This is a genomic window from Actinacidiphila sp. bgisy145 (assembly GCF_057708125.1).
Map to the genome: position 1 here is coordinate 148,734 of NZ_JBYIRL010000016.1, position 26,373 is coordinate 175,106.

General features: G+C 73.5%; 24 protein-coding genes. 11 read left to right on the forward strand and 13 right to left on the reverse strand.

Annotated elements, in window-relative coordinates; genetic code table 11:
- Nucleotides 1–43: 43 nt before the first annotated feature.
- The 7 genes from AC3ERT_RS16815 to AC3ERT_RS16845 form a co-directional block, all read right to left on the reverse strand.
- Nucleotides 44–1,492, reverse strand: a complete 1,449-nt coding sequence (locus AC3ERT_RS16815; RefSeq protein WP_435175085.1) for a dihydrolipoyl dehydrogenase family protein — start codon at nucleotides 1,490–1,492, stop codon at nucleotides 44–46.
- A 1-nt stretch (nucleotide 1,493) separates the two neighbouring features.
- The gene (locus AC3ERT_RS16820) at nucleotides 1,494–2,057 is read right to left on the reverse strand and encodes a hypothetical protein (protein ID WP_335979163.1); all 564 of its coding nucleotides are present in this window, start codon (nucleotides 2,055–2,057) and stop codon (nucleotides 1,494–1,496) included.
- A 146-nt stretch (nucleotides 2,058–2,203) separates the two neighbouring features.
- Complete coding sequence (locus AC3ERT_RS16825; protein ID WP_435132516.1) at nucleotides 2,204–3,646, reverse strand: aldehyde dehydrogenase; 1,443 nt, start codon at nucleotides 3,644–3,646, stop codon at nucleotides 2,204–2,206.
- The gene (locus AC3ERT_RS16830) at nucleotides 3,643–5,994 is read right to left on the reverse strand and encodes a hydantoinase B/oxoprolinase family protein (protein ID WP_435175087.1); all 2,352 of its coding nucleotides are present in this window, start codon (nucleotides 5,992–5,994) and stop codon (nucleotides 3,643–3,645) included. The genes AC3ERT_RS16825 and AC3ERT_RS16830 overlap by 4 nt, the downstream gene beginning before the upstream one ends.
- 10 nt (nucleotides 5,995–6,004) lie before the next feature.
- Nucleotides 6,005–8,107 (reverse strand): hydantoinase/oxoprolinase family protein, encoded by a 2,103-nt coding sequence (locus AC3ERT_RS16835; RefSeq protein ID WP_435175089.1) that lies wholly within the window; start codon nucleotides 8,105–8,107, stop codon nucleotides 6,005–6,007.
- Between the two features lie 20 nt (nucleotides 8,108–8,127).
- The gene (locus tag AC3ERT_RS16840; RefSeq protein WP_435175091.1) at nucleotides 8,128–9,762 is read right to left on the reverse strand and encodes an FAD-dependent monooxygenase; all 1,635 of its coding nucleotides are present in this window, start codon (nucleotides 9,760–9,762) and stop codon (nucleotides 8,128–8,130) included.
- A complete protein-coding gene (locus AC3ERT_RS16845) occupies nucleotides 9,759–10,550 on the reverse strand; it encodes an alpha/beta fold hydrolase (protein ID WP_435175093.1) in 792 nt (263 codons plus the stop codon). The genes AC3ERT_RS16840 and AC3ERT_RS16845 overlap by 4 nt, the downstream gene beginning before the upstream one ends.
- Nucleotides 10,551–10,810: 260 nt before the next feature.
- Between AC3ERT_RS16845 and AC3ERT_RS16850 the strand changes: the two genes are divergently transcribed.
- The gene (locus AC3ERT_RS16850) at nucleotides 10,811–11,395 is read left to right on the forward strand and encodes a TetR/AcrR family transcriptional regulator (RefSeq protein ID WP_335979151.1); all 585 of its coding nucleotides are present in this window, start codon (nucleotides 10,811–10,813) and stop codon (nucleotides 11,393–11,395) included.
- A 41-nt stretch (nucleotides 11,396–11,436) separates the two neighbouring features.
- Here AC3ERT_RS16850 and AC3ERT_RS16855 read toward each other — a convergent pair whose 3' ends face one another.
- Nucleotides 11,437–12,159: an IclR family transcriptional regulator gene (locus AC3ERT_RS16855; RefSeq protein WP_435175114.1), complete on the reverse strand. Its 723-nt coding sequence runs from the start codon at nucleotides 12,157–12,159 to the stop codon at nucleotides 11,437–11,439.
- Between the two features lie 180 nt (nucleotides 12,160–12,339).
- Here AC3ERT_RS16855 and AC3ERT_RS16860 point away from each other — a divergent pair, with 180 nt between their 5' ends.
- From AC3ERT_RS16860 to dmpG, 3 genes are read left to right on the forward strand one after another with little or no spacing between them, the layout of a single operon-like run.
- On the forward strand, nucleotides 12,340–13,158 hold the full coding sequence (locus tag AC3ERT_RS16860) for a 2-keto-4-pentenoate hydratase (protein WP_435175095.1): 819 nt from the start codon (nucleotides 12,340–12,342) through the stop codon (nucleotides 13,156–13,158).
- Nucleotides 13,155–14,102: an acetaldehyde dehydrogenase (acetylating) gene (locus AC3ERT_RS16865; RefSeq protein WP_435175097.1), complete on the forward strand. Its 948-nt coding sequence runs from the start codon at nucleotides 13,155–13,157 to the stop codon at nucleotides 14,100–14,102. Before AC3ERT_RS16860 ends, AC3ERT_RS16865 begins: the two co-directional genes overlap by 4 nt.
- Entirely contained in the window at nucleotides 14,099–15,148 is a 1,050-nt protein-coding gene (dmpG, locus tag AC3ERT_RS16870) for a 4-hydroxy-2-oxovalerate aldolase (protein ID WP_435175099.1), read from the forward strand. The genes AC3ERT_RS16865 and dmpG overlap by 4 nt, the downstream gene beginning before the upstream one ends.
- A 39-nt stretch (nucleotides 15,149–15,187) precedes the next feature.
- Here the strand turns inward: dmpG and AC3ERT_RS16875 are convergent, their stop codons facing one another.
- The 3 genes from AC3ERT_RS16875 to AC3ERT_RS16885 all read right to left on the reverse strand — a co-directional run bounded on the left by AC3ERT_RS16875 (nucleotide 15,188) and on the right by AC3ERT_RS16885 (nucleotide 17,248).
- Nucleotides 15,188–15,832, reverse strand: a complete 645-nt coding sequence (locus tag AC3ERT_RS16875) for a TetR/AcrR family transcriptional regulator (protein ID WP_335979142.1) — start codon at nucleotides 15,830–15,832, stop codon at nucleotides 15,188–15,190.
- 89 nt (nucleotides 15,833–15,921) lie between these two features.
- On the reverse strand, nucleotides 15,922–16,347 hold the full coding sequence (locus AC3ERT_RS16880) for an organic hydroperoxide resistance protein (protein ID WP_435132545.1): 426 nt from the start codon (nucleotides 16,345–16,347) through the stop codon (nucleotides 15,922–15,924).
- An 88-nt stretch (nucleotides 16,348–16,435) separates the two neighbouring features.
- The gene (locus AC3ERT_RS16885) at nucleotides 16,436–17,248 is read right to left on the reverse strand and encodes an alpha/beta fold hydrolase (RefSeq protein ID WP_435175101.1); all 813 of its coding nucleotides are present in this window, start codon (nucleotides 17,246–17,248) and stop codon (nucleotides 16,436–16,438) included.
- A gap of 189 nt (nucleotides 17,249–17,437) precedes the next feature.
- Here AC3ERT_RS16885 and AC3ERT_RS16890 point away from each other — a divergent pair, with 189 nt between their 5' ends.
- Nucleotides 17,438–18,010 (forward strand): TetR/AcrR family transcriptional regulator, encoded by a 573-nt coding sequence (locus AC3ERT_RS16890; protein ID WP_335979137.1) that lies wholly within the window; start codon nucleotides 17,438–17,440, stop codon nucleotides 18,008–18,010.
- Between the two features lie 17 nt (nucleotides 18,011–18,027).
- On the opposite strand, the gene AC3ERT_RS16895 is transcribed toward AC3ERT_RS16890, so the two are convergent.
- Complete coding sequence (locus AC3ERT_RS16895) at nucleotides 18,028–18,594, reverse strand: TetR/AcrR family transcriptional regulator (protein WP_335979135.1); 567 nt, start codon at nucleotides 18,592–18,594, stop codon at nucleotides 18,028–18,030.
- 133 nt (nucleotides 18,595–18,727) lie between these two features.
- Here AC3ERT_RS16895 and AC3ERT_RS16900 point away from each other — a divergent pair, with 133 nt between their 5' ends.
- The 4 genes from AC3ERT_RS16900 to secY all read left to right on the forward strand — a co-directional run bounded on the left by AC3ERT_RS16900 (nucleotide 18,728) and on the right by secY (nucleotide 23,717).
- The gene (locus AC3ERT_RS16900) at nucleotides 18,728–19,342 is read left to right on the forward strand and encodes a cysteine hydrolase family protein (RefSeq protein ID WP_435132553.1); all 615 of its coding nucleotides are present in this window, start codon (nucleotides 18,728–18,730) and stop codon (nucleotides 19,340–19,342) included.
- Between the two features lie 256 nt (nucleotides 19,343–19,598).
- A complete protein-coding gene (locus AC3ERT_RS16905; RefSeq protein ID WP_435175104.1) occupies nucleotides 19,599–21,134 on the forward strand; it encodes an MDR family MFS transporter in 1,536 nt (511 codons plus the stop codon).
- Nucleotides 21,135–21,228: 94 nt separating this feature from the next.
- Complete coding sequence (locus AC3ERT_RS16910) at nucleotides 21,229–22,287, forward strand: acyl-CoA dehydrogenase family protein (RefSeq protein ID WP_435175106.1); 1,059 nt, start codon at nucleotides 21,229–21,231, stop codon at nucleotides 22,285–22,287.
- Between the two features lie 116 nt (nucleotides 22,288–22,403).
- Nucleotides 22,404–23,717 carry a preprotein translocase subunit SecY gene (secY, locus tag AC3ERT_RS16915; protein WP_435175108.1) on the forward strand — a complete coding sequence of 438 codons (1,314 nt, stop codon included), beginning with the start codon at nucleotides 22,404–22,406 and terminating at the stop codon, nucleotides 23,715–23,717.
- A 70-nt stretch (nucleotides 23,718–23,787) separates the two neighbouring features.
- Here the strand turns inward: secY and AC3ERT_RS16920 are convergent, their stop codons facing one another.
- Entirely contained in the window at nucleotides 23,788–24,309 is a 522-nt protein-coding gene (locus AC3ERT_RS16920) for a nuclear transport factor 2 family protein (RefSeq protein WP_335979128.1), read from the reverse strand.
- An 87-nt stretch (nucleotides 24,310–24,396) separates the two neighbouring features.
- On the opposite strand from AC3ERT_RS16920, the gene AC3ERT_RS16925 reads away from it, so the two are divergent.
- Both AC3ERT_RS16925 and thrS read left to right on the forward strand, forming a co-directional pair.
- A complete protein-coding gene (locus AC3ERT_RS16925) occupies nucleotides 24,397–24,720 on the forward strand; it encodes an ArsR/SmtB family transcription factor (RefSeq protein WP_435132561.1) in 324 nt (107 codons plus the stop codon).
- Nucleotides 24,721–25,043: 323 nt separating this feature from the next.
- The gene (thrS, locus tag AC3ERT_RS16930) at nucleotides 25,044–26,321 is read left to right on the forward strand and encodes a threonine--tRNA ligase (protein ID WP_435175110.1); all 1,278 of its coding nucleotides are present in this window, start codon (nucleotides 25,044–25,046) and stop codon (nucleotides 26,319–26,321) included.
- The last annotated feature ends 52 nt before the right edge of the window (nucleotides 26,322–26,373 follow it).

A 26,373-nucleotide genomic window follows, 5' to 3' on the forward strand; every position in this document is an offset into this window, starting at 1 on the left:
GTCGCCGTCCGACGGGACGGGGGCGGGATACCGGCCGGCGCGCTCAGCGGCCGTACACCTCCAGCAGCCGCAGCCACACCTCACTGACGGTCGGAAAGGCCGGAACCGCGTGCCACAGCCGGTCCAACGGCACCTCCCCGGCCACCGCGACCGTCGCGGCGTGCAGCAGTTCCGCGACGTCGGGCCCCACGAGGGTGAAGCCGACGATCACCTTCCGGTCCTCGTCGACCACCATCCGGGCGCGGCCCCGGTAGCCGTCTGCCTGCAAGGCGGCGCCCGCGACGGCGGCCAGGTCGTGGTCGACCACGCGGGTACGCAGCCCGGCGGCCTCGGCGGCGGCCGCGGTCAGGCCCACGGACGCGATCTCCGGCTCGGTGAAGACCACCTGCGGCACCGCGCGCGCGTCGGCGGTCGCCGCGTGGCGGCCCCACGGGCCGTCATGGACCGCCTCGCCCTTGGCGCGCGCCACGATCACGTCGCCCACGGCGCGGGCCTGGTACTTGCCCTGGTGGGTGAGGAGCACGCGGTGGTTGACGTCCCCGGCGGCGTACAGCCACCCGCCGCCGACCGGCGCGCCGTCCTCCCCCACGACCCGCATCGTGTCGTCGACGGCGAGCCAGGCCCCCGGGGTGAGGCCGACCGCCTCCAGCCCGATGTCCTCGGTGTTCGGGGTGCGGCCGACCGCGACGAGGAGTTCGTCGGCCTCGATCTGCTCGCCGGTGGCGAGGGTGATCGACACGGTGCCGTCCGCGGCGCGCTTCACGGCCGCGGCCTCGTCCCCCACCCGCACCTCCGCGCCGGCCTCGCGCAGCGCCTCGGCGACGTACTCGCCGGCGAACGGCTCCGCCGCCGGCAGCACCCCGTCCCGCGCCAGCACCGTCACCGACGCGCCCAGGCCGGCGTACGCGGTGGCCATCTCCGAGGCGACCACTCCCCCGCCGATGACGGCGAGCCGGCCGGGGACCGCGGTGGCCGCGACCGCCTCCCGGCTGGTCCACGGCGCCGCCTCGCGCAGGCCGGCCACGTCCGGGACCAGCGCGCCGCTGCCGGTGGCGACGACGACCGCGTGGCGCGCGGTGAGCGAGAGCGCCGAGTCGTCCTCGCCGGTCGTCACCTCGACGACGCGGTCGGCGGCGATCCGGCCGTGTCCGCGGTAGAGCGGTACGCCCACCTGTTCCAGCCAGGCGGCCTGGCCGTTGTCCTGCCAGTCGGAGGCGAAGGAGTCGCGGCGCCGCAGCACGGCGGCCGCGTCCAGCGAGCCGGTCACCGCCTCCCGCGCGCCGGGAAGGCGGCGGGCCGCCCGCAGCGCCGCCGCGCTGCGCAGCAGCGCCTTGGTCGGCATGCACGCCCAGTACGAGCACTCGCCTCCGACCAGTTCCCGTTCGACGATCGCGGCGGTCAGACCGCCCCGCACCACCCGGTCGGCGATGTTCTCGCCGACCGGACCGGCGCCGATGATGACGACGTCATACGCCGCAGTCGTGGTGGTCACGTCAGTTCTCCTTGTGCGCGGAGCCGAGGCGCAGGGCCGAGACGAGGAAGAAGACGCCGCCGAGCACCGCGTAGCCGGCAATGTTGCTCAGCTTCGGGTCCGAGGCGGAGGCGCCCATGACGAAGGAGGCGCCGGCCAGCACCGAGATGCCGCCGCTGAGGATCATCGGCCACTGGCCGCCCATGGCGCGGCGGCCGATGCCGACGATCAGCTGGACGGCGCCGGAGACGATCGCCCAGGCGCCCCACACGCGCAGCACCGCCGGCACCCCGGAGGCGCAGGCGGCGGCGAGGCCTGCGGTGGCGAGCAGGCTGATCGCCATGTTCGCCTGGAGGCCGCGCACCTGCTTCGACCCGCCGGAGGAGCGGAAGTCGACGACCGCCGCGGCGACGTCGAACAGGGGGTACACGATCAGCAGGACGACGCCGAGCGGCCCGATGTGGGACTTGTCCACGAACATCAGGGCCGCCCAGACGAGGGCGAACGCGAAGCGCGTGAAGTACAGCCGGCGCAGCGCCGGCGCGAAGCTGACGGCGGCGGGTGAGTCGTCGACGACGGTGGTCACGATGGTCCTCTCGGGACGGTGCGGTGCGAGTCGTCGGCCTCTCTGTAGAGACCGAACGTTCTCTCTCTTTCTAGAGGATGGCAACCGCACCACCCCGTTGTCAAGACAGAACGTTCTCTCTCGACAGGGGCGGCCCCGTCACGCGGTCACCGGTAGATCGACTTCACCTGCTGGTAGCTGTGCAGGGCCTCCGGCCCGAACTCCCGGCCCAGCCCGCTGGCCTTGATGCCGCCGAACGGCGCCGCGGGGTCGACCGTGTAGTGGTTCAGGCCGATCGTCCCGGTGCGGATGCTGCGGGCCACCCGCATGCCGCGCTCCTCGTCGGTGGTCCACACCGCCCCGCCGAGGCCGTACTCCGAGTCGTTGGCGATGCGGACGGCGTCGTCCTCGTCGGTGTAGGCGATGACGGACAGGACCGGGCCGAAGATCTCCTCGCGGGCGATGGTGCAGGCGTTGTCGACGTCGGCGAAGACGGTCGGGGCGACATAGAAGCCCTTGTCCAGGCCCGCGGGCCTGGCGCCGCCCGCGACCAGCCGGGCGCCGTCGGCCAGGCCCTTGGCGATGTAGCCCTCGACGCGGTCGCGCTGGCGTGCGGAGGCCAGCGGGCCGACCTGCGTGCCGCGGTCCATCGGGTCCCCGACAATCAGGCCGCGGGCCAGGGACGCCACCGCGTCGACCACCTCGCCGTAGCGGCTGCGCGGTGCCAGGATGCGGGTGCAGGCGAAGCACGCCTGGCCGTTCGCCAGCATCGTCGCCTGGAAGAAGGGTTCGCCGATCGCGGTGTCGAGGTCGGCGTCGTCCAGGATGACGGCCGCCGACTTGCCGCCCAGCTCCAGCGTCACCGGACGCAGCAGGCTGCCGCAGGCCACGGCGATCCGCCGCCCCGCCTCGGTGGAGCCGGTGAAGGCGACCTTGTCGACGCCGGGGTGGGCGACGAGGTAGGCGCCGACCTCGCGGCCGGCCGGGACGACGTTGACCACGCCGGGCGGCAGGCCCGCCTCCTCCACGGCCTCGGCGAAGAGCACCGCGTCGAGCACGGTCTCCGGGGACGGTTTCAGCACGAAGGTGCATCCCGCGGCCAGGCCGGGCGCGTACTTCGTCGACGACAGCAACTGGGGCGAGTTCCAGGGCACGATCGCGGCCACCACGCCGAGCGGCTCCCGGCGGACATGGACGGGCGCGCCGAGCATGCCGTCGCGCACGTCCTCTCCCGGGTCGTCGCGGACCAGGTCGGCGTAGTAGCGCAGCAAGGTGGCCGGCAGGCCGCTCTCGATCTGCTCGGCCAGTGCGATCGTCATGCCGTTCTGGGCGCTGACGGTGCGGGGGATCTCGTCCGCCCGGCGCTGGAGCGCCGCGGCGAGGCGGTGCAGCGCGTCCGCCCGCCGGGCCGGTTCCCAGGCCGACCAGCCTTCGGGGTCGTCGAAGGCGGCGCGGGCGGCGGCCACGGCAGCGTCGATGTCCTGCGGGGTGCCGTCCGGGACGCTGCCGAGGACTTCCTCGGTGCTCGCGCCGAGGACGGTGATCCGCTCCCCGGACGCCGGTGCCACCCACCGGCCGCCGATGAAGAGTGCCTCGTGGTGCGGGTTCACACGGTCTCCTTCGGGCGGGCGTCCGACGCCCAGCCCCGGTAGTGGTCGGTCGGGAGGGGGTGGGCGACGGGCACGACGCGGGAGTTGACCGCGGTCAGGCAGCCCGGGCAGAACAGCTGCCGGAAGACGACCTGCTCGTCCACGTACACCAACGGGTCGGGCCAGATGTGGGGGCCGGCCTCGGCCGGTGCCGCGTCGCGGGCGGCCAGTGCCGAGACGTACGCGCCGCCGGCCAGCGGGCCGATCTCGGTGGCGCAGTGGACGCACACCACGGTGTCGCCCTGCGGCGCCTGCCGGACCGCGAGGTTGTCGTCGAGCCGGCGCAGCCCGCGCAGGTTCGGCGTGCCGGTCGGCATGAGGACGCTGCCGGGCCGGCCGGCGTCCGCGGCGCGGCGCTGCCGCAGCCGCGCCCGGCGCTCGGCGGACGCGCCGGGGTCCACCTCGCCGTCCGCGCCGAGCACGACGCCGTAGACGTCCCGCGCGGCGGCGGGCGACACCCGCACCTGCCGCACGTCGTCGCGGACGTGCTCGGCCGGGCGCAGCAGCGGGTCGCCGTAGCCGCCGCCGGCCTGCCAGTGCAGGTAGAGCGCGTCGCCGGGGCCGAGGTCCGACTCCCCCTCGCAGGGCAGCACCTCGATCGTGCCGCCGAGTTCGTCCAGGTCGGCCGGGACGGTGCTCGCGCCGGCGAGCTGGGGGACGCCGATCCCGCGGACCACCAGGTCGAGTTGGGAGTTGCCGGGGTAGCCGCCGGCCAGGCCGACGTTCTGGTTGGCGGCCTTGCCGGTGCCCGAGACGACCAGGGACATCGTCGTGTCCTGGTCGGGGTGCTGCACGTAGCAGACCGAGCCGCTCATCCCGCCGCGCTGCCGGCCCGGGCCGCCGGAGTCGGTCTGCTCCCGGCGCCACAGGGCGACCAGCGGGTAGAGGTACTCGGTCATCTCCACGTCGGGGGCCCGGGCGGAGGGGATGATCAACCGGCCGCCGGTGTCGACGCCGTCGTACTCCACCTGGGCCCCGTAGCCGCCGGCCATGACGTCGAAGACCGGCGACACGAAGGGCTTGCTGCCGCCGCCGCGGACGTCGACGCCCGACACGACGCACAGGTCCGTGGTGCCGTTGCAGATCGACTGCACGTCCGCGCGGTGCGCCGGTTCCGCGTCGAGCATCTTGGCGAGCACCTCGGCGACCAGGTTGCCCGAGCCCCACGCCGGGCCGAAGGGGCCCTTGCCGACGGCGGCCGGGAACGAGGCGTTGGTGAGGGTGTCCTCGTCGGTGACGATCTCGAAGCAGCGCATCAGGCCGCCGGCGGCCCAGGGGATGTCGCCGGCCAGCAGCGGCAGCATCGTGAAGACGATGCCGGCCCGCAGGCCCGGGTAGGGGCAGTTGATGACGCCGGTCTGGCCGGCGGTGCCGCGGAAGTCGAAGACGAGCCGGTCGGCCTCCTTGGTCATCGCGACCTGGATGGCGTGCAGGCCGCGGTCGCCGGCCCGGGACTGCTCCTGGTAGCCCACTGCGGTCCAGGTGCCGTCGGGCAGGGCCGCGAGCTTCGCCCGCAGCCGGCGCTCGGCGTCGTCCGTCATCCGGCGCATGACGGCCTTGACGGTGTCGGCGCCGTACCTGGCGACGAGCCGGAGGATCTGCTCGCCGGCGTTCCGGTTCGCGGCGATCTTGGCCCGCAGGTCCAGGCCCACCAGGTGCGGCAGGCGGGAGCGGCGCACCCAGGCGTCGGCGACGTCGCGTTGCAGCACACCGTCGCGCACCACCTTCACCGGCGGGGTGGGGACCGCCTCGCCGAACACGTCCTGGGCGGACGGGCTGAAGGAGCCCGGCCGCGGGCCGCCCAGGTCGACCTGGTGGGCGATGGCCGTCGTCCAGCCGAACAGCCGGCCCTCGTGGAAGACCGGTGCCAGCACCGCGGCGTCGTTCTGGTGCAGCCCGCCGCCGATCCACGGGTCGTTGCACAGGAACATGTCGCCCTCGGCGATGCCCGGGTTGTCGCTGCGGTGGCGCAGCGTCCAGGTGATGGCCAGGTCCATCGAGCCGATCAGCCCGATGTTGTAGGCGCCGACCTGGACCTGCTCGCCGAGTTCGTCGCAGATGGAGAAGTTGAAGTCGTTCGACTCGGTGACGACGTGCGAGCCGGACATCCGCCGCAGCGTCTCGCCCATCTCCTGGGTGATCGCCCACAGCCGGTGCCGGACCACCTCGTAGGTCAGGGCGTCGACCCGGGCGGTCTGCTCGTCGTCGATCCGGTGCAGCGGCAGGGCGGGCGAGATCTGCCGCAGCAGTTCCTCGCGGGGCAGGGGCCGGCTGGTGAACTCGTCCGCCCCGGGGATCTGGGATGTCATGGATGCGTCCTCACTGGTAGCGCAGAACAAGGTTGCCCAGGCGGTCGACGCGGCCGGTGGCCCCGGCGGGGACCACGACCACGGTGGTCGGCACGTCGACGATGGCCGGCCCGACGAGTTCGTGGCCCGCGCGCAGCGACGCGTAGTCGTAGACGGGGGTGGGCACGTAGCCGGTCCGGGAGTCCAGGCAGACCTCGCGCGTGCCGAGCAGTGCCTCGGCCGGGTCGGGGCCCGCGGCCTCGGGGACGGCGGGGAGTTCGACGGGGAAGCCGAGTGCGGCCTTGGCCCGCACCCGGTAGGTGATCGCCTGCACACCCGCCTCGCGGTAGCCGGCGCCGCTGCCGTTGATCCGCTCGTAGTTCTCCTCGAAGCGCGCCAGGATCTCGCCGGCGGTGTGCTCGGTGAACTCCGTGTCCGGCACGGGCGTGGCGAGTTCGGTGACCTGCATCGAGTACCGCAGGTCGATCTCGCGCTGGAGCACCACGTCCTGGAAGGCCACCTGCTGCCGGGCCAGGGCGTCGCGCAGGTCGGCTTCCAGGCGGGCGTAGTGCGCGGCGAGCACGCCGGGGTCGACCGGGAAGGCGGACGGGTCGGACAGTTCGGCGCTCATCGCGATGTCCGAGGCGGCGAGCCCGTACGCGGAGAAGGCGGAGGCGACCGGCCCGAGCGGGATGACGATCTCGCTGACGCCCAGGTCCTGGCAGTAGCCCGCGCAGTGGGCGGGTCCGGCGCCGCCGAAGGCGTAGACGACGAAGTCGCGGGGGTCGTGGCCGGCCTGCACCACGGCGCGCCGCAGCAGGTCGCCCGCCTGCGCGTTCTGCACTTCGTGGATGGCGATGGCGGCTTCCTCGACGGTCAGACCGAGCGGTTCGGCGACGTGTGCGCGGATCGCCTCGCGGGCCAGGTCCGTCCGCAGCGGCTTGCGGCCGCCCAGCAGCCCGCCCGGGCCGAGGATGCCCAGGACCAGGTTCGCGTCCGTGTTGGTCGGCCGGGTGCCGCCGTTGCCGTAGCACGCCGGGCCCGGGACGGCCTCGGCGCTCTGCGGTCCCAGCCGCAGGTTGCCGCCGCGGTCCACGCAGGCCAGGGCGCCGCCGCCGGAGCCGATGGTGTGCACGCGGATGGTCGCCGCGTTGATCGGGAACTGGTTGACGACGGACCCCGGCGCCATCACCGGCTCGCCGTCGACGATGAGGCCCGCGAGGAAGGTGGTGCCGCCGACGTCGGTGGTGATGACGTTGCGGTGCCCGAGCTGCTGGGCCAGCCGCGTCCCGCCGATGACGCCGCCGGACAGTACCGACCCGACGGTGGTGATGGCGTGCTCGGGCGCCCGGTCGGCGGTGATGGTGCCGCCCTCGCTCTGCATGACCAGCAGCGGCCCTTTGAGCCCGCGCTCCTCCAACTGCCGCTGGAGCGGGAGGAGATAGGTGCGCAGCCGCGGTCCGATCTGGGCGTTCATGATCGTCGTGGAGGTGCGTGAGAACTCCCGGATGCGGGGGCTGACCTCCGAGGAGAGCGTGACGTACAGGTCCGGGGCGACCTCGTGGACCAGCTCGCGCACCCGCCGCTCGTGGGCGTCGTTCTTGAACGACCACAGCAGGCAGACCGCGATCGCCTCGACGCCCTGGTCCACCAGGGTCCGGGCGACGCTGCGGACCTCGTCCTCGTCCAGCGGGACCAGGACCTTGCCGGCGTGGTCGATCCGCTCGGTGACCTCCAGCGCCCGGTACTTCGGGATCAGCGGGGCGGGCTTGCGCTGCCGCAGGGTGTCCTGGACCTCGTGGGCCGAGCGGCCGAGGGTGCGGCCCTCGGCGTTCATGATGTAGATCGCGTCCCGGTGGCCCTTAGTGGCGATCAGGCCGACATCGGCGACCTGGCCCTGGACGAGGGCGTTGATCGACGCGGTCGTGCCGTGCGCGATGTAGTCGGTCTGCGTGAGCAGTTCGCGGACGTCGATGCCGAGTTCGCCCGCGATGTCCTCGATCGCGCGCATGACTCCGGTCTCGCGGTGCGGGGGTGTCGTCGGTGTCTTGGCCGACACGATCCGGCCGGCACCGTCCGAGGCGACCGCGTCGGTGAACGTGCCGCCGACGTCGATGCCCAGTGCGTATGACATGTGCCCTCTCCTGATGGTCTCTACGGCCGGCGGGCGGCGGCCCGCCCGGTGGCGGTGTGCAGCAGTGCGCCGGGGTCGGCGTCCGCCCCGCCCATCCAGGCCACGTGGCTGTCGGGTCGTACGAGCAGCAGCTCGGCCGGATAGCGGTCGGAGTGCTCCGCGGGCAGGTCGGCCACCGAAAGGGGCACGCCCAGCGCGCCGGCCGCCGCCTTCCAGGCCGCCGTGCTGACGCCCGGGTCGGTGCGCAGCAGGGTGAAGCCGGGGCCGAGCACGTCGAGCACGGACCGGTCGTCGTCGAGCCAGGCGTGCGGCAGCCGGAAGCCGGGCTGCGCCCGCCGCAGGTACGTCCCCATGGCGATGTCCGGCTGCTGTTGGCCGCCGACCACCAGGGGCGAGCCCGCGTAGTGGTAGCCGAAGCTGAAGCCGTCGGGTGAGTACCGGGGCGGCTCGCTGACCGCGAGCCGGCGCGCGAACTCGGCCCTGGCCCGCGCGCCTTCGGCGCCGGGCCGGTGGATGCCGGGCGGGAAGTCCGCGAACGCCTGGTGCGCAGCGGCGCCCACCGCACGGGCGAACTGCTCGCCCACCGGCTTGCGTTCCAGCTCGTAGGCGTCCAGCAGCTCCGCCGGCGCCCACCCGTGGTGGACGGCGGCGAGCATCCAGCCCAGCGCCGCCGCGTCCTGGATGCCGGCGTTCATGCCGAAGCCGCCGACCGGTATCCACAGGTGCGCGGCGTCCCCGGCCAGGAACACCCGCCGCTCCCGGTAGCGCTGGGCGACCAGGCGGCGGCCGGTCCATCGCACCACGCCCAGCACCTCGTGCGGGACGCTCTCCCCCACCGCGTCCCGCAGGAGCGCTTCGGGGTCCTCGGCCCCGGTGTCGTGCTCGGGGCCGAAGGCGACGTGGTGCAGCCACAGTTCGCCGCCGTCGATGGCGATCAGCGAGGAGATCCGGCGGCCGTACGTCCAGTACGTCCACGCCCGGTCCCGCGCGGCCAGCCGCCCGAGGGCGGGCGAGCGGTAGAGCGTCGAGACGAACTGCTGGATCGCGTCGACGCCCTCGTAGCGGATGCCCAGTTGGCGCCGGACGGTGCTGCGGGCGCCGTCGCAGCCGACCACGTAGGCGCAGTGCAGGGTGCGCAGCGCGCCGGCGCTCTCCACGACCGCTTCGACGTGGGAGTCGTACGGACGCAGCCCGACCAGCCGGGTGCCGCGCTCGAGGGTGACGCCCGGCAGCGCGGTCGCGCGCCGCTCCAGGATCGGTTCGAGGAAGAGCTGGGAGATGCGGTGCTGCGGCTCCGGGGTGGGCCAGTCCTGCTTGCCCGCCCCGTCCAGGACGTCGCGGGATGCGGGCAGGTCGAGCCGGTAGATCTCCTCGCCGTTCAGGGTGGTCCGGTAGTGGATCGACGTGGGGTGGTCCTGGGGCAGGCCGGCCCGCCGGATGTCGTCCGCGAGGCCGAGCCGCCGGAAGATCTCCATCGACCGGGCCGAGGTGGTGTTGCAGCGGGGGTTGGCGCCGCGTTCCTCGGTGGCTTCCACGACGTGGCAGGGCACGCCGCGCCCGGCCAGGTCGAGGGCGAGGGTCAGACCGGCCGGCCCGGCGCCGACGATCAGCACCCCGGCCTGCTCCGGTGTATTGCTGCTGATGGGCTCTGTCATGCGCTCAGGAACTCTCCTACCAGGCGGTGGAACGTGTCCGGCCGGTCGACGTGTATCCAGTGCCCCGCGCCGGCCACGACCTCCAGCCGGGCGTCGGGAAGGGCGTCGGCCATGCGCCGGGAGACCTCGACCGGCGAGACGCGGTCGCGCTCCCCGTGCAGCGCGAGGACCGGGTGGACGATCGTGGCGGGGTCGGGGGGCGGCGGGCCGCCCACGACCTCGGTGAACATCGACCGGAACGCCTGCTCGGCGCCCGGGCGCAGTGCCTGCCGCAGCCGGATGACGGCGAGTTCACCGAGCAGCGCCTCGTGGCCGGCCTCGTCGGCGACCAGCCGGCCGAGGGTGGCGCGCATGGACGCCAGGGTCGGGTCGTCGTAGAAGGGCACCTTCGCCGGCAGCGGCCCGGTGCCCGCGCCGCCCATCAGCACCGCGCGCCCGATCCGGTCGGGTGCCCGGGCCAGCAGGGCCAGCGCGGCGGCGCCGCCCGCGGCGGAGTTGCCGACCAGGTGCGCGCGTTCGATGCCGTGGCGGTCGAGGAGGTCCACGATCTGCCGGGCCCTGGCCGCCGCCCAGGCGCGCGGGCCCGCGAGCCCGCCGGTGCCGGCGATCCGCGTGCCGAAGCCGAGGAGGTCGGGGGCCAGGCAGCGGAAGTCCGCCGCGAGCCGGGTGCGCACGGCCGCCCAGTTGCTGTCGGCGTCGACGCCCGGTCCGCCGCCGTGCAGCAGGACGAGCGGGGGCCCGGTCGAGGCAGTGGCGTGGGCCCGCCTGCCGGGCTCGGGAACGTTCAAGGCAAACCTCGCTTCGTTGCGACGGTCGTGTGCGCCTGCGAGCGGACGGGGCGGCGCCGGGAGCTGCGCCGGGCGCGGACCACCCGTCTGTATGTAGCGTTCACTCTACGATGTGGCCGAGGCGTTGACCAGCAGGAGCGGCCCCGCCCGACGTGCCTCAGGATGGCAACGGCCCGGCCACGGTGTCAAGACAGAACGTTCTCTCTGGCTAGCGGACCTGGCCGAGACCGAACGTTCTGCCATTTGTTAGTCTGGGCACCATGAGTCGGAGTACAGAGGGTGGCAGCACCTCGGAGGCGAGAGCCCGGCTGCTGAACACGGCCACGCGGATCTTCTACACCGAGGGAATCCACTCCGTCGGCGTGGACCGGATCGTCGCGGAGGCCAAGGTCACCCGGGCCACCTTGTACCGGCACTTCCCGGGCAAGGAGGAACTCGTCCTGGCCTACCTCGCCCAGGCCGACCAGGGCATCCGGGCGCAGGTCGCCGAGGCCGTCGGGAGCAGCCCGTCGCCGCGCGAGCAGATCCGGGCCGTCGCCCGGTCCATCACCGACGGCATCCGCTCCCCCGGGTTCCGCGGCTGCGCCTTCCTCAACGCCGTCGCCGAGTACCCCGACCCGTCCCACCCGATCCACCAGGCCGTCATGGCCCACCGGGACTGGTTCCTCCAGACCCTCACCGACCTGATCGCGCAGGCGGGCGAGGGCCCCGCCGACGCCGCCGGGCGGCACCTGGTGATGCTCCGCGACGGGGCGATGGCCGCCGGCTGCCTCTTCGACCCCCAGCTGATCTCCGAGACCTTCCTCGACGGCGTCGACGGCCTGCTGCGGGTCCGCGGCGCCTGAACCGCTGGGCCGCGGGCGGCCGTCACCTCGTCACCACCTCCTCACCTGCCCGAACGCAGCGCGCGGGACAGCCCGAGGGCCGCGGTCCGAACCGCTGGCGCCAGTCGGGCCGAGCGGAAGCGGGCGCGGGGCACGGCCACCGACAGCGCGGCGACGGCGGTCGCCCCGTCGAAGACCGGCGAGGCGATGCAGCACACGCCGACAGCGGCCTCCTGCTCCTCGTGGGCGAGGCCGGCCGCCCGGATCTGGCCGACGAGGGTGCGCAGCCGCGCCGGGTCGGTGACCGAGTGCGGGGTCAGCCGGGGCAGGGGCGCCGCCAGCACCTCCTCGATCAGCTCCTCGCCGGCGAACGCCAGCAGCGCCTTGCCGACCCCGGTGCACGTCAGCGGCAGCCGGCCGCCGATCCGGGAGGGCAGCACCGGCGCCCGGTGACCGTGGATGCGCTCCACATAGACCACCTCCCACCCCTCCCGGATGCCGAGGTGCACGGTCTCGTGCGTGGCCTCGAACAGGTCCTGGAGGAAGGGCAGCGCCACCTCGCGCAGGTGGAAGCGGCGCGGCACCAGTGAGCCCAGCTCGAACAGCTTGCCGCCGAGCCGGTAGCCGTCGCCGTCCCGGTCGAGCAGGCCGAGGCGCACCAGGTCCGCGCAGAGCCGGAACGCGGTCGTCTTGGCCAGCCCGGTGCGGGCGGCGATGTCCGTGAGACGGAACGCGCCGCCGTCCGGCTGGAAGCACTCCAGGACGGCCGCCGCCTTGTCGAGCATGTTCCCCTGGCTGCTGTTCCGTGTCATGGAACATATTTTGCCGGTCCCGAAAGCCTCCTCCTATACCTGGGAAACGCCCCGGCGGTCGGCCACCCCAGCGCCGGTCCCGCGACTCCCCTTCCCGGAGGAACCCTTGATGCCTGCCCCGCACCGCCGCCCCGCCGTCAACGGCGGACGGCCATGACCGCCCCCGGCCCCGACGGTGTGGCCGAGGCGGCCGCCGTGCTGGCGGAAGCCGCCCGTACCGGAACGCCCTGCCCCCCGGTGCGCTCGCTCCTGCCGCCCGCGGACCTCGAGGCCGCCTACGCCGTACAGCGCCGGCACGTCGCCCGCGCCGTGGCCGAGGGGCGGCGGCCGGTGGGCCGCAAGATCGGCCTGACCTCGCCCGCCGTACAGCGCCAACTCGGCGTCGACCAGCCCGACTTCGGCGTGCTCTTCACCGACATGGCGGTGCCCGAGGGACAGCCGGTCGCCGCCGGGCGGCTGCTCCAGCCCAAGGTGGAGGCGGAAGTCGCGCTGGTGCTGGGCGCCGACCTGCCGCACCGGGAGCCGACCGCGGCCGACCTGCTGCGGGCCACCGCGTTCGCGCTGCCCGCGCTGGAGATCGTCGACAGCCGTATCGCCGGCTGGGACATCACCCTCGTGGACACCGTGGCCGACAACGCCTCCTGCGGCCTGTTCGTCCTGGGCGGCACACCGGTGCCGCTCGACCGGGTCGACCTGCGCGCCGCGCGGATGACCCTGGCGAAGAACGGCGAGACGGCCTCCCAGGGCACCGGCGCCGACTGCCTGGGCAGCCCGCTGACCGCCGCCCTCTGGCTCGCCGCCACCCTCAGCCGGCTCGGCGACCCGCTGCGGGCCGGCGAGATCGTCCTGACCGGCGCGCTGGGCCCGATGGTGGCCGCCGCCGAGGGCGACACGTTCAGCGCCCGCATCGACGGCCTCGGCACGGTAGGCGCCGAGTTCGCGACCGCCGCCCCGCAAGGAGCCGGCGCATGACGGCGAAGGTCGCCGTCATCGGGTCCGGCAACATCGGCACCGACCTGATGATCAAGATCCTGCGGCTGTCAAAGACCCTGGAGATCGCCGCCATGGCCGGCATCGACCCCGCGTCCGACGGCCTGGCCCGCGCCCGCCGGCTGAAGGTCGCCACCACCCACGAGGGCGTCGACGGGCTGGTGGCCATGGACGAGTTCGCGGACGTGTCCCTCGTCTTCGACGCCACCTCCGCCGGCGCCCACCGGCGCCACGACCGGGTGCTGCGCGCGCTGGGGCGTACGGTCGTCGACCTCACCCCCGCCGCGCTCGGCCCGTACGTGGTGCCACCGGTCAACGGCGAGGCGCACCTGGACGCCGGCAACGTCAACATGGTCACCTGCGGCGGCCAGGCCACCATCCCCGTCGTCGCCGCGGTCGCCGCCGTCACGCCGGTGCACTACGGCGAGATCGTCGCCTCGATCGCCTCCCGCTCGGCCGGCCCCGGCACCCGGGCCAACATCGACGAGTTCACCGAGACCACCGCCTCGGCCGTGGAGAAGGTCGGCGGCGCCGCGCGCGGCAAGGCGGTCATCGTGCTCAATCCGGCCGACCCCCCGCTGATCATGCGCGACACCGTGCACTGCCTGGTCGGCGACTGCGACGACGCCGCGGTCACCGCGTCGGTGCAGGAGATGGCCGAGCGCGTCCGGACCTACGTACCGGGCTACCGGCTGAAGCAGAAGGTGCAGTTCGACCGGGTGCCCGGCGACGACCCGCTGCGCTCGCTGCTGCCGGCCGCCATGCGCTCGGGGCAGGCCGCGAAGGTGTCGGTGTTCCTCGAAGTGGAGGGCGCCGCCCACTACCTGCCCGCCTACGCCGGCAACCTCGACATCATGACCTCGGCCGCGCTGCGCACCGCCGAGCGCCTGGCCGCGCACCGCTCCGGAAAGGCGGCGACCCGATGACGTCGCTGTACGTGCAGGACGTGACCCTCAGGGACGGCATGCACGCCGTCCGGCACCGCTACACCGTGGACCAGGCCCGCACCATCGCCACCGCCCTGGACGCCGCCGGGGTCGCCGCGATCGAGATCGCCCACGGCGACGGCCTGTCCGGCTCCAGCATCACCTACGGCATCGGTGCCCACACCGACTGGGAGTGGATCGAGGCCGTCTGCGGCGCCGTGACCCGCGCGGTGCCCACCACGCTGCTCCTGCCCGGCATCGGCACCCTGCGCGACCTGAAGCAGGCCCACGCGCTGGGCATCCGGTCGGTGCGGGTGGCCACCCACTGCACCGAGGCCGACATCTCCGCCCAGCACATCGCCGCCGCCCGCGAGTCGGGCATGGACGTGGCCGGCTTCCTGATGATGTCCCACATGGCCGATCCAGCCGAACTCGCCCGCCAGGCAAAGCTGATGGAGTCCTACGGCGCCGGATGCGTCTACGTCACCGACTCCGGCGGGCGCCTGACCATGGACGGGGTGCGCGACCGCTTCCGCGCCTACCGCGACGTCCTCGACCCGGCCACCGAGTTGGGCATCCACGCCCACCACAACCTCGGTCTCGGCGTGGCCAATTCCGTCGTCGCCGTCGAGAACGGCGCGGTGCGGATCGACGCGTCGCTGGCGGGGCAGGGCGCGGGGGCCGGCAACTGCCCGCTGGAGGCGTTCGTGGCCGTCGCCGACCTGATGGGCCTGGACCACGCCTGTGACCTCTTCCCGCTGATGGACGCCGCCGACGACCTGGTGCGCCCGCTCCAGGACCGGGAGGTGCGGGTGGACCGCGAGACGCTCACCCTCGGCTACGCCGGGGTGTACTCCAGCTTCCTGCGGCACGCCGAGGCCGCGTCCCGGCGCTACGGCGTCGACACCCGGGCCATCCTCGTCGAGGTCGGGCGGCGCCAACTGGTGGGCGGGCAGGAGGACATGATCACCGACATCGCCCTCGACCTCGCCGCTGCCGCCGCGCCTGCCTCGTCGCCTTCGACTTCGACGTCGACCGGGTTCTGACGCCCCGGTCCGGCCCGCGCCGTCAGGAGGCGTGCGCCGTCAGGAGACGTGCGCCGGTCCGCGGCCCCGCTGCTCCGCGAGGCCGCGGACCAGGGCGACGATGCCGCCGACCTGCGCGCTGTAGGCGGCGCCGTCGAAGCTGTTGGTCACCGCGAGCCCGTCGATCATGGCCTGGCCGAGCACGGCGATCCGGTCCACGAGCGCCGCGTCGGCCTCCTTGCCGTCCGGCGCGAGCACGGGCGTGAGGGCTTCCACCCACGAGGCGCGGGCGTAGGCGCGGATGCGCCGCACCGTGGTCAGCACCGACTCCGCGTCCTTGTGCGGGCCGACGCTGATGGCCAGCAGGATGCGCAGGTACTCCGGCCGCTCGTCGAGGGAGGCACAGGCCGCGGTGACCCACTTCTCGAAGCGTTCGAGCGGTTCGTGGCCGTCGTAGGACGAGGGGTTCGGGAATGCGGCGTGCAGTTCGTCGAAGGTGCGTTCCAGCAGGGCCGCGAGGACGCCGAGCTTGTTCCCGAAGTGGTAGTAGATCGAACTGGCCGGCAGCCCGGACCGGGCGGTCAGGTCCGAGATCGACATGCCGTCGTACCCGCGGCTGGTGACGAGGACCCGTGCGGCGTCCAGGATGGCGCCGCGGCTGCTCACGGGGGCGCCGGTCGTCGCGGGGTCGGTTTCCTTCACCACCCGTCAATGATAGGGGCTGGCAGGGGCCGCTCCCCCGGGCACGGTCCCTGCCTGTCGCCCCGCCGGTCGGCCGGTCGGCCGGTCGGCCGTCAGACGAGGCTCAGCGCCACGTCGATGTTGCCGCGCGTGGCGTTGGAGTACGGGCACACCTGGTGTGCCTTCTCCACCAGTCCGCCCGCGACGGCCGGGTCCACGCCCGGCAGCGACACCTGCATCTCGACGGCCAGGCCGAGGCCGCCGTCGTGGGTCTTGCCGATGCTGACGCGCGCGGTCACCAGCGAGCCGGTGATGCTGACGCCGGCCTGCCGGGCGACGAGGCCGAGCGCGCCCTGGAAGCAGGCGCTGTAGCCGGCCGCGAAGAGCTGCTCGGGGTTGGTGCCGGCGCCGCTGCCGCCCATCGCCTGGGGCATGTTGACGACGACGTCCAGCTTGCCGTCGTCGGTGGCGACGCGGCCGTCCCGGCCGTTCTCCGCGGTGGCGACGGCGACGTACAGGACGTCCAGTGACTGACTCATGATCAGGTTCTCCTCGATGGTGTCTCGGTGGGGTGGTGCGGGAAGGCGGGCGACGGTCCGGTCGGGACCGCGCCGGGATCGAGCGGGCTCAGCGCGCGGCCTGCTCGATGATCTTGGTGACGGCTGCGGGCCGGCTGACCATGACCGCGTGGGATGCCTTCACCTCGCTGACGTGCGCGTGCGCGCGTGCGGCCATGAAGCGCTGGACGTCCGGGGCGATCGCGTGATCCTCGAGGGTGACCAGGTCCCAGGAGGGGATGGTGCGGAAGGCCTCTTCGGCGCTGGGGTCGGTGACCGCCCTGGTGTTGGCCGGGCGCTGGGCCGCGGCCAGGTCGGCGGCGGTGTCCGGGTCCACGTCGCCCGCGAAGAACTGCCGGAAGTGCGCCGGGTCGATGGACACCTCGGTGCCGCCCGGGACCTGGGTCGAGATCAGCGGCAGTGACGGCGTGGTCCTGGCGGCGAGGTCGCCGACCGTCTCGCCCTTCTCGGGGATGAAGCCCGCGATGTAGACGAGGGACTTGACCTCGGGGTCCGAGGCGGCGGCGTTGGTGATCACCGCGCCCCCGTAGGAGTGGCCGACCAGGACGACCGGGCCCTTGATGGTGGACAGGTAGCTGGAGACGTACGCCGAGTCGCCGGTCAGCCCCTGGAGGGGGTTGGCGATGGCGCGGACCGGATAGCCGTCGTGGCGCAGTTCGGTCATGACCGACGACCAGCTGGACGAGTCGGCCCACGCCCCGTGCACCAGGACGACGGTCGGCTTGGGCTGCTGGGCGCGCGGGCCGGCGCCGTGGTCGGCGGCGTCGGCGACGCCGGGCAGCAGGGTCGCGCCGATCAGCGCGGCAGCGGCGGCGGCACCGGCGCCGGCGAGTGCGGTACGGCGGGAGAGACGGATACGCATGGTGGGGCCCTTCTCAAGCGAGGCGTGGGTGGAGGGGGTGATCCCTCGGCGCGGGAGAGTCGTCCCCTGCGACCGCGCCGATGCCATGGGCTTCCGCCCCTCCGCCAGGTAGACTAACTAGTAACTCTACCGACGAGGGACACAGTGCCACACGGAACCGCCCGGGGCAAGGCGAGAGGAGCCCGTACCATGAGCGATGTGAACGTGCCGGTACGAGAACGCCTGATCAACGCGGCCACCGAACTCTTCTACGCACACGGCCTGCGGGCGGTGAGCGCGGACCGGATCATCGAGCGGGTCGGCACCACGAAGGTGACCTTCTACCGCCACTTCAGGACGAAGGACGACCTCGTGGTGGCCTATCTGGAGGGGCGCGCCGCACTGGAGCGCGAGGCCATCGACGCGGTGATCGCCCGGGCCGGCGGCGACATCGACACGGCGCTGCGGCTGATCGCGGAGGCGATCGGCGCCATGGCGTGCAGCCCGGGCTTCCGCGGCTGCGCCTTCATCAACGCGGCCGCGGAGTACCCCGATCCGGCCGGCGCCGTACGCCAGGTCGTCCAGGCGCACCGGGCCTGGTACACGAAGACCTTCGAGCAGCTCATCGCGCCGCTCGGGCTGGCGGAGCAGGCCGCCGCCGCGGAGGACCTGATGGTGCTGCGCGACGGCGCCATGGTCTCCGGATACCTCGGCGACCCCGCGGGCGCGGCCGGCTCCTTCCTGCGCGGCTGCCAGGCGATCCTCCACCGCCCGGCCGGCTGACCGCCGCTGACACGGCCTCAGGCGAGCAGCAGCCGCAGTTCGTCGCGAACGGCGAGGAGGGCGTCCACGCTCTGCTCGGCGCGGCTGATGACGAGGGCCCCTTCGACCGCGCTGACGGCGAGCGTGGCCACGCGGTCGGCGCGCGAGGCGTCGATCCCGCGCGCGGCGAGGTGACGGGCCAGTGACCCCCGCCACGCCCGGAAGAAGTCGGCTCCCGCGTCCCGGAGTTCGGGCACCCGGGTGGAGCGCTCGATGCAGATGGGCACGACCGGGCACCCGGCGGTGAAGCCGGACCCGGCGAACTCCGCGGCGACCGCGTCGACGCACGCCGCCACGAAGTCCGCGGCCGAGCCGGCGCCGGCCGCGGTCGCCTCGATCCGCTCCAGCAGCTGAGCGGTCCGCAGGGCGACCACCTCGGCGGCGATCTCGTCCTTGCCGCCGCGGAAGTGGAAGGTCACGGACCCGCGCGGGGCCCCCGACGCGTTCACGATGTCGCTGATGGCGGTCGCGCCGTACCCCTGTTCGCGCATGGCCCGCATCGACGCGCGGATGATGCGGTCCCGCGTGTCCGTCCGCCGCCCCATCACACCCTCCTCGTCTCTCCCCCACGCTACCAGGACGTACGTACGTACGAGCGAGCAGCGTTGCTAGTATGACCGTACGAGCTAATTCGCCGGGCCACCGGCGCCCCGGACCGACGCAAGCAGAAGGAAGACCATGTACACCCGCGCACGCACCGCCCTCGTCCTCGTCGACGCCACCAACGACTTCATCTCCGAGCACGGCAAGGCGTGGCCGGGGCTGCGCGAGGTCTGCGAGGAGGTCGGCACGGTGCCGAACATGAAGCGGACCCTGGAGGCGGCGCGCGCCGCCGGCGTCCAGGTGCTGCACGCGCCGATGGTGACCCAGCCGTGGGACTACGGCCCCTGGCACCACCGCACCCCCAGCCACGACGGCATGGCCCACGCCCAGCTCTTCCAGGCCGGGAGCTGGGGCGCCGAGTTCCACCCCGACTTCACACCCGTCGACGGCGAGGTCGTGGTCACCCCGCACAAGACCTTCGACGCGCTGCACGGCACGGACATGGACACGCAGCTCCGCCAGCGCGACATCGACCACCTGATCCTCTGCGGCCTGACCACCAACACCTGCGTGGACTCCACCGGCCGCGACGCCGTCGAGAAGGGCTACCACGTGACCTTCGTGTCCGACGCGGTGGCCACGTTCACGCGAGCGATGCAGCGCGCGACGATCGAGCTCAACTGGCCGCGCTACGCCCACCGGATCGCGACCGCCGACGAGGTCGCCGACTCCCTGGCGCATGCGCGCTGACGTGCCGCTCGCGCGAGCGGGAGCCGCAACACCGCTCGTGGGCAGGGCTTCCTCGTACCGTTTTTAAGAGACAGAACGTTCTGCCTCATTTTCTTGGTAGGGTGACTGGGCGAGCCCCGGGCAAGGGCGTTCGGCGCGACCCGACGCGCCGCGCTCGACCCGGGCTGCCCACCACGTGAGGAAACCCATGCCCACCCTGCCTGAAACAGGTGTGCCCTCGCGCACCCCTCGCAAGGACGGGGGCGCGCCTGAGCCGATGACCCATCCGCAGATCATGCGCGCCCTGTCCGGACTGCTGCTCGGCCTGTTCTGCGCCATCCTGTCGGAGACCGTCGTCACCAACGCGCTGCCGCGGATCATCGGCGACATCGGCGGCGGCCAGAGCGCCTACACCTGGGTCGTCACGTCCTCGCTCCTCGCCGTGACCGCCTCCACGCCCCTGTGGGGCAAGCTCGCCGACCAGTTCAGCAAGAAGGTCCTGGTCCAGTCCTCGCTGGTCGTCTTCGTGGCCGGCTCCCTGATCGCCGGCCTCGCGCAGAACCCCACCACGCTGATCACCGCGCGGGTCGTCCAGGGCCTGGGGGTCGGCGGGCTGTCGGCCCTCGGGCAGATCGTGCTCGCCGCGATGATCTCCCCGCGCGAGCGCGGCCGTTACTCCGGCTACCTGGGCGCGACCTTCGCCGTCGCCACCGTGGGCGGCCCGCTGATCGGCGGCGTCATCACCGACACCTCCTGGCTCGGCTGGCGCTGGTGCCTGTTCGTCGGCGTGCCCTTCGCCGTCATCGCGCTGGTCGTGCTCCAGCGCACGCTCAACCTGCCGGTGCCCCGGCGGAAGGCCACCGTCGACTGGGCCGGCGCCTTCTTCGTCACCGCCGCCGTGTGCGCGCTGCTCATCTGGGTCACCTTCGCCGGCGACAGGTACGCCTGGCTGTCCTGGCAGACCTGCGCGCTGGTGGGCGCGTCGGCCGTACTGACGCTCGTCTTCCTGTTCGTCGAGACGAAGGCCGCCGAACCGGTCGTCCCGCTGCGCCTGTTCCGCAACCGCACCGTCGCGCTGGCGTCCGGCGCCTCGCTCTTCGTCGGCGTCGCGCTGTTCGCGGGCACCGTGTTCTTCAGCCAGTACTTCCAGCTCGCCCGCGGTGCGACACCGACCATGTCGGGCCTGATGACGATCCCGTTCATCGCCGGCCTGTTCGTCTCCTCCACCGTCTCCGGACGGTTCATCAGCCGCACCGGCCGCTGGAAGGCCTGGCTGGTGACGGGCGGCGTCCTGCTGACGGCGGGCGTGTCCCTGCTGGGCGCGCTGCGGTACGACACCCCGTACGCGTACGTCGCCGGCGGCATGGCGCTGATGGGGCTCGGCGTCGGTACGACCCTCCAGAACCTGGTGCTGTGCACGCAGAACCAGGTGTCCGCCGACGACCTCGGCGCGGCGTCGTCCACCGTGGCCTTCTTCCGCTCGCTCGGCGGCGCGGTGGGCGTCTCGGTGCTCGGCTCGGTGCTCACCACCAGGATCGGCGACCACGCCGCCGGCACCATCGGCCGGCTCGGCCCGCAGGACCGGGCCGCGGCCGCGAAGGCGTCCGGTGGCGGCGAACTGCCCGACCCCGCCGCGCTGCCGCACGCCGTCCGCGACTGGCTGGAGGGCGCCTACGGCCACGGCATCGGGGACGTCTTCCTGTACGTCGCCCCGATCGCGCTGCTCGCCCTCCTGGTGACCCTCTTCATCAAGGAGGTGCCGCTGCGCTCGTCCGGCGGCCCGGAGCGGCCCGCGGACGAACCGACTCCGTAACTCCCGCACCCCTTCACGCGCGACGGCTTCCCCCGCACAGGCGGCCGGCCGTCGTCGGTACCCGCACGTCCACCACAGATGGGATCGCGTTTCCATGATGAACAGTTCACCGCTCACCCCCTCCGGGCAGATCCTGCGGCTCAACGCCGAGGAGACCGAGCAGCTCGGCCGGCCGGCGGCGGCGAGCCTCGACGTCCTGCGGGACAGCGGGGCGCTGGCGCTGCGCACGCCCCTCGAGTACGGCGGGGAGTGGGCCGACGCGCCGGCGGCGGTGCGCCGTCTCGCCGAACTGGGGCGCGGCTGCCCGTCGGCCGCATGGGTCGCGGCCACGTCCGCCACGGCCAAGACGCTCCTCGCCCAGGGTCTGGGCGCCGACGCCCACAAGGAGGTCTTCGGCGACCCGGACTCCCTTGCCTGCGGCTCCGGCCACCCGTCCGGCCGCGGGGTGCGGGAGGCCGGCGGGGTACGGGTCAGCGGCCAGTGGGACAACGTCTCCGGGTGCGAGGCGGCCGCGTGGGCGAACCTCGCGGTGATGGTCGACGACACGTACCACGTCGCAGCCGTGCCCCTCGGGGACCTGCGCGTCGAACGCAACTGGCACATGGCGGGCATGCGCGGCACCGGCAGCCAGCGTCTCGTCGCCGACGGTCTGCTGATACCCGCGCACCGCATCGCACCCGGCGGCCCGCCCCGGCGCCAGGACCAGCTGTTCTTCGCGCTGTGCCTGCTCGCACCGGTGGTGGGCGGCGCGCGGGGCGCGCTCGACACGGTGGAGGAGATGTTCCGGTCCGGCCGCAAGCCCTACATGACGGGCTACGCCGGCATGGGCGACTCGCCCGGGGCCCGGCACTGGCTGGCCAGGGCCGCCTGGCTGGTGGAGCGGGCCGAGCGCACCGCGCTGACGACCGCTCAGGACAGTACGCGGGAGGACCTGGACGAGGCGGCGGGCGCGCGGCTGCGCGCGGGGATGGCGGATGCCGCCAAGGACTGCCGGGACGCCGTGGAACTCATGCTGGACCTGCACGGCGCCGCCGGTTTCCGGGAGACGAACGCCTTGCAGCGCTACTGGCGGGACATCGCGGTGGCCGGCCGCCATCCCCTGCTCTGCGGCTACCTCGCCGCCGAGAACCTCGGCACCGCGCTGGTCTCCTGATCCGACCTGGGCCGGCGCCCGAACGCCAGTCCCGCTCCCCTTTGCCGACAGTCCCCTTTGCCGACAGTCCCGACCCGCGACGGCGCCCGCGCGCGCCCAGGATCGCCGGAGGTACCGTGTTCGCCGCGTTCGCCCGTGCATTCACCACGCCCGACCTGCGCAGGAAGCTGCTCTTCACGCTCGGCGTCGTCGTGGTGTACCGGCTGGGCACCCACATCCCGATCCCCGGCGTCGACTACCGGGCGATCCGGCAGTGCCTGGACCAGACCTCGGGCAGCCAGGGGCTGTTCGGGTTGGTCAACCTCTTCAGTGGCGGCGCGCTGCTCCAGATCACCGTCTTCGCGCTCGGCATCCTCCCGTACATCACCGCCAGCATCATCCTGCAACTGCTGACCGTGGTCGTCCCGCGGCTGGAGGCACTCAAGAAGGAGGGGCAGGCCGGGACGGCGAGGATCACGCAGTACACCCGGTACCTGACGGTGGCGCTCGCCCTCCTCCAGAGCACCGGCCTGGTGGCCACCGCCCGCGGCGGCGGCCTCTTCTCCACCTGCACGGTCTCCGGCGGCATCGTCCCGGACCAGTCGGTCTTCACCACGGTGACGATGGTCGTCTGCCTGACGGCCGGCACCGGCGTGGTCATGTGGCTCGGCGAGCTGGTCACCGACCGCGGTATCGGGAACGGCATGTCGATCCTGATGTTCGTCTCGATCGCCTCCACCACCCCGTCCGCGCTGTGGGCGATCAGGAAGCAGGGCTCCCTGGCGGGCGGCTGGATCGAGTTCGGCGGGGTGCTCGCCGTGGCGCTGGCCGTCGTCGGGTTCGTGGTGTTCGTGGAGCAGGCCCAGCGCCGTGTCCCGGTACAGTACGCCAAGCGCAGCATCGGCCGCCGGTCGTACGGCGGCACCTCCACGTACATCCCGCTGAAGCTGAACCAGGCGGGCGTGATCCCGGTCATCTTCGCCTCCTCGCTGCTCTACCTCCCGGCGCTGGCCGCGCAGTTCGCGGGCGGCGACGCCGGGTGGAAGACCTGGGTCAGCGTGAATCTGACCAGGGGCGACCATCCCGTCTACGTCGTCGTGTACGCCGTGCTCATCGTGTTCTTCGCGTTCTTCTACGTCGCGATCAGCTTCGACACGGACGAGGTCGCGGACACCATGAAGCAGTACGGGGGCTTCGTACCGGGGATCAGGTCCGGGCGGGCGACCGCGCGGTATCTGAGCTACGTGCTCAACCGGATCACCTGGCCGGGCGCGCTGTACCTGGCGCTGATCGCCCTGCTGCCCACCGTCGCGCTGGCCGTGACCGGGGCGAGCCAGGACTTCCCGTTCGGCGGGACCAGCATCCTGATCATCGTCGGGGTGGGCACGGAGACGGTGAAGCAGATCGAGAGCCAGTTGCAGCAGCGCCACTACGAGGGCCTGCTGCGGTAGGCGCGCGGCGCGCCGACCGCCGGGGCGGGGCCGGTTCGGCGCGCGGGCGCGGCCTGATGCCCGGGCGGTGTCAGACCGGGTCGACTCCGGCCACCATCGGCGGGGTCGGGACGACCGGGAACGTCTGGAAGTACAGGTGCTCGACGCGGCGCAGCCGAATCCGCCATCCGTCGGGGGTGCGGACCCAGTCGTCGTGCCAGTAGCCCACCGCGTGGGTGTTGCTCCTGCCGTCGCGGCTCACGTGCGTGTGCCAGTGCGGGGCGATCGAGTGCGCGGTGTCGCCGTCGATGGTGACGGTGGCGTGCCCTTCGATGTGCTGCCAGACGTCGAAGGAGAGCCCCAGGCCCTCCTTGCCGCCGACGAGGCCCTTGCCGCGCATCAGCTCCGCGTAGCCGGCGAGGTCGAAGACCCGGCCCCCGGCAGCGGTCGCGTCGATCTCGGCGTCGGGGGTGAAGAGCTGACCCCACTGCGCGAGGACGTCCGCGTCCCCGCTGTCGGCCTGGTGCAGGTCCTGCCCCAGTCCGTAGAGGGCGACCTTGTCCTGGATCTCCAGTCGGTCGCACAGGTACTGAATCCGGTCGGCGTCACTCATGGCTCTCCTCGCGTGTCCCGATGCCGGGCCGCATCAACCACATTTCCAAGAGTGTGGAAATGTGGTTGCGACGCTACCATGGGCTCCATGCAGCGCAGACCCCGCATGTCACCGCCCATGCCCCTGCCGGACCTGGCCCGGCTCTTCGCAGTGCTGGGCGACGAGAGCCGGCTGGCGGTCGTGCGGCTCCTGCTCGACGGCGAGCTGCGGACGGCCGGCCAGATCGCGGAGCAGGTGTCACTGCCGGCCTCGACGTGCTCCTACCACCTGACCAAGCTGCTGAACGCGGGCGTCACGACCTGCCAGGCCGAGGGCGCCTACCGGTTCCCGGTCCTGCGCCGCGCCGAACTGGAGCGGGAGTTCCCGGGCGTCCTCGACCTGATCGCGAAGGGCGCGCCGCAGACCGTCTGACGGCGGCTCGGCTCGTACGGGGCCGGCGGGGGACCGAAGAGCCACGCGGGGCCGTCCTCACCCGGGGACCGTACCGCGCGACGCACGGGAGCGGCACCGTGGCCGTGACCGCCGGCGGAAAAGCGTTGGCGGCCGGTGCGGCGGGCCTGTTACGTTCCCCGGTATGAAGCGCGCCGCGATCAACGCCACGACGACGCCGGAGAGTGTCCCGGCGCGCTGATCGATGTCTGTCAGTCCGAAGCCCCGGGGCAGCCGCCCCGGGGCTTCGTGCTGTCGTGGTGGGCCGCCCCGCCGACCCCACCACCGCAGGAAGGCGGCACACCATGGACGAAGTTGTGGACGAGGCCTCGCACCAAGCCTCGCACGAAGCCGTGCACGACCACCGCGAACTCGGCCGCGAACTGGGCCTGTTCGGCAGCGACCCGCTGATCGGCGCGGGACTGCCGTACTGGCTGCCCGACGGCGCCGCGGTGCGGCACGCGCTGGAGGAGTACATCCGCGGGCGGGAGCGCGCGGCGGGCTACCGGCACGTGTACTCGCCGGTGCTCGGCAAGCGCGAGCTGTACGAGGTCTCCGGGCACTGGGCCCACTACCGCGACGACATGTTCCCGCCGATGGACGTCGGCGGCGAGCAGATGGTGCTGCGCCCGAGCCTGTGCCCGCACCACGCGCTGCTCTACCGCTCGCGGTCCCGCAGCTACCGCGAACTGCCGCTGCGCATGGCCGAACTGGGCGGGATGTTCCGCGCCGAGCTGTCGGGCGTGCTCGGCGGGCTGACCCGGGTGCGGGCGATCCAGCTCAATGACGCGCACATCTTCTGCACCCCCGGGCAGGTGGAGCAGGAGGCCGCGGCCGCGCTGGAGCTGATCGCGTCCGCGTACGCCGCGATGGGCCTGCGTGCCGCGCGCTACCGGCTGTCGCTGCCGGGGCCGGGCGGCAAGTACGCGGCCGCGCCTGAGATGTGGCAGCGCGCCACCGACGCGCTGGTCGGTGTCCTGGCCCGGCTCGGCCTGCCGTACGAGGCCGAGCGGGGCGAGGCCGCGTTCTACGGCCCGAAGATCGACGTGCAGGTCGCCGACCACGCCGGGCGGGAGTCGACCCTGTCCACCGTGCAGGTCGACTTCCACCAGCCCGAGCGGTTCGACCTGGGCTACGTGGGCGCGGACGGCGCGAGGCACCGGCCGGTGATGGTGCACCGCAGCGTCGTCGGGAGCGTGGAGCGCGCGGTGGCGCAGCTGGTGGAGGTGCACGGCGGGGCGTTCCCGGCCTGGCTGGCGCCGCTCCAGGTCGCGGTGCTGCCGGTGGGGCCCGAACAGGCCGGTGCCGCCGCTGAGTTCGCCGCGCGCTGCGCCGGGCTCGGGTTGCGGGCGGAGGTGTCGGACCCGGAGCAGGGCAGTCTCGGTGCGCGGGTGCGCCGGGCGCGCCTGGTGCCGTACCAGGTGGTGGTCGGGGCGCGGGAGGCGGCGGGCGGCCTGGTCGCGCCGCGGCTGCGGGACGGCCGGCGCCTCGACCCGCTGCCCGGGCGCGAGTTCGCGGCGCGGGTGGCCGCGCTGGTGGGCGCGTACGAGGTGCGACTGTGGGACGGGCCGGGCGCGGGGTGACGGTGCGGGGGGGGGGGGGGGGGGGGGGGGGGGGGGGGGGGGGGGGGGGGGG

Bases quoted from the DNA above. Each gene is read 5' to 3' on its own strand.
- AC3ERT_RS16880 (WP_435132545.1), bottom strand. From the start codon at position 16,347: ATGAGTCAGTCACTGGACGTCCTGTACGTCGCCGTCGCCACCGCGGAG.
- AC3ERT_RS16905 (WP_435175104.1), top strand. From the start codon at position 19,599: ATGACCCATCCGCAGATCATGCGCGCCCTGTCCGGACTGCTGCTCGGC.
- AC3ERT_RS16925 (WP_435132561.1), top strand. From the start codon at position 24,397: ATGCAGCGCAGACCCCGCATGTCACCGCCCATGCCCCTGCCGGACCTG.
- AC3ERT_RS16855 (WP_435175114.1), bottom strand. From the start codon at position 12,159: ATGCTCGACAAGGCGGCGGCCGTCCTGGAGTGCTTCCAGCCGGACGGC.
- AC3ERT_RS16885 (WP_435175101.1), bottom strand. From the start codon at position 17,248: ATGCGTATCCGTCTCTCCCGCCGTACCGCACTCGCCGGCGCCGGTGCC.
- thrS (WP_435175110.1), top strand. From the start codon at position 25,044: ATGGACGAAGTTGTGGACGAGGCCTCGCACCAAGCCTCGCACGAAGCC.
- AC3ERT_RS16900 (WP_435132553.1), top strand. From the start codon at position 18,728: ATGTACACCCGCGCACGCACCGCCCTCGTCCTCGTCGACGCCACCAAC.
- AC3ERT_RS16830 (WP_435175087.1), bottom strand. From the start codon at position 5,994: ATGACATCCCAGATCCCCGGGGCGGACGAGTTCACCAGCCGGCCCCTG.
- AC3ERT_RS16895 (WP_335979135.1), bottom strand. From the start codon at position 18,594: ATGGGGCGGCGGACGGACACGCGGGACCGCATCATCCGCGCGTCGATG.
- AC3ERT_RS16850 (WP_335979151.1), top strand. From the start codon at position 10,811: ATGAGTCGGAGTACAGAGGGTGGCAGCACCTCGGAGGCGAGAGCCCGG.
- dmpG (WP_435175099.1), top strand. From the start codon at position 14,099: ATGACGTCGCTGTACGTGCAGGACGTGACCCTCAGGGACGGCATGCAC.
- AC3ERT_RS16835 (WP_435175089.1), bottom strand. From the start codon at position 8,107: ATGTCATACGCACTGGGCATCGACGTCGGCGGCACGTTCACCGACGCG.
- AC3ERT_RS16910 (WP_435175106.1), top strand. From the start codon at position 21,229: ATGATGAACAGTTCACCGCTCACCCCCTCCGGGCAGATCCTGCGGCTC.
- AC3ERT_RS16840 (WP_435175091.1), bottom strand. From the start codon at position 9,762: ATGACAGAGCCCATCAGCAGCAATACACCGGAGCAGGCCGGGGTGCTG.
- AC3ERT_RS16860 (WP_435175095.1), top strand. From the start codon at position 12,340: ATGACCGCCCCCGGCCCCGACGGTGTGGCCGAGGCGGCCGCCGTGCTG.
- AC3ERT_RS16920 (WP_335979128.1), bottom strand. From the start codon at position 24,309: ATGAGTGACGCCGACCGGATTCAGTACCTGTGCGACCGACTGGAGATC.
- AC3ERT_RS16890 (WP_335979137.1), top strand. From the start codon at position 17,438: ATGAGCGATGTGAACGTGCCGGTACGAGAACGCCTGATCAACGCGGCC.
- AC3ERT_RS16865 (WP_435175097.1), top strand. From the start codon at position 13,155: ATGACGGCGAAGGTCGCCGTCATCGGGTCCGGCAACATCGGCACCGAC.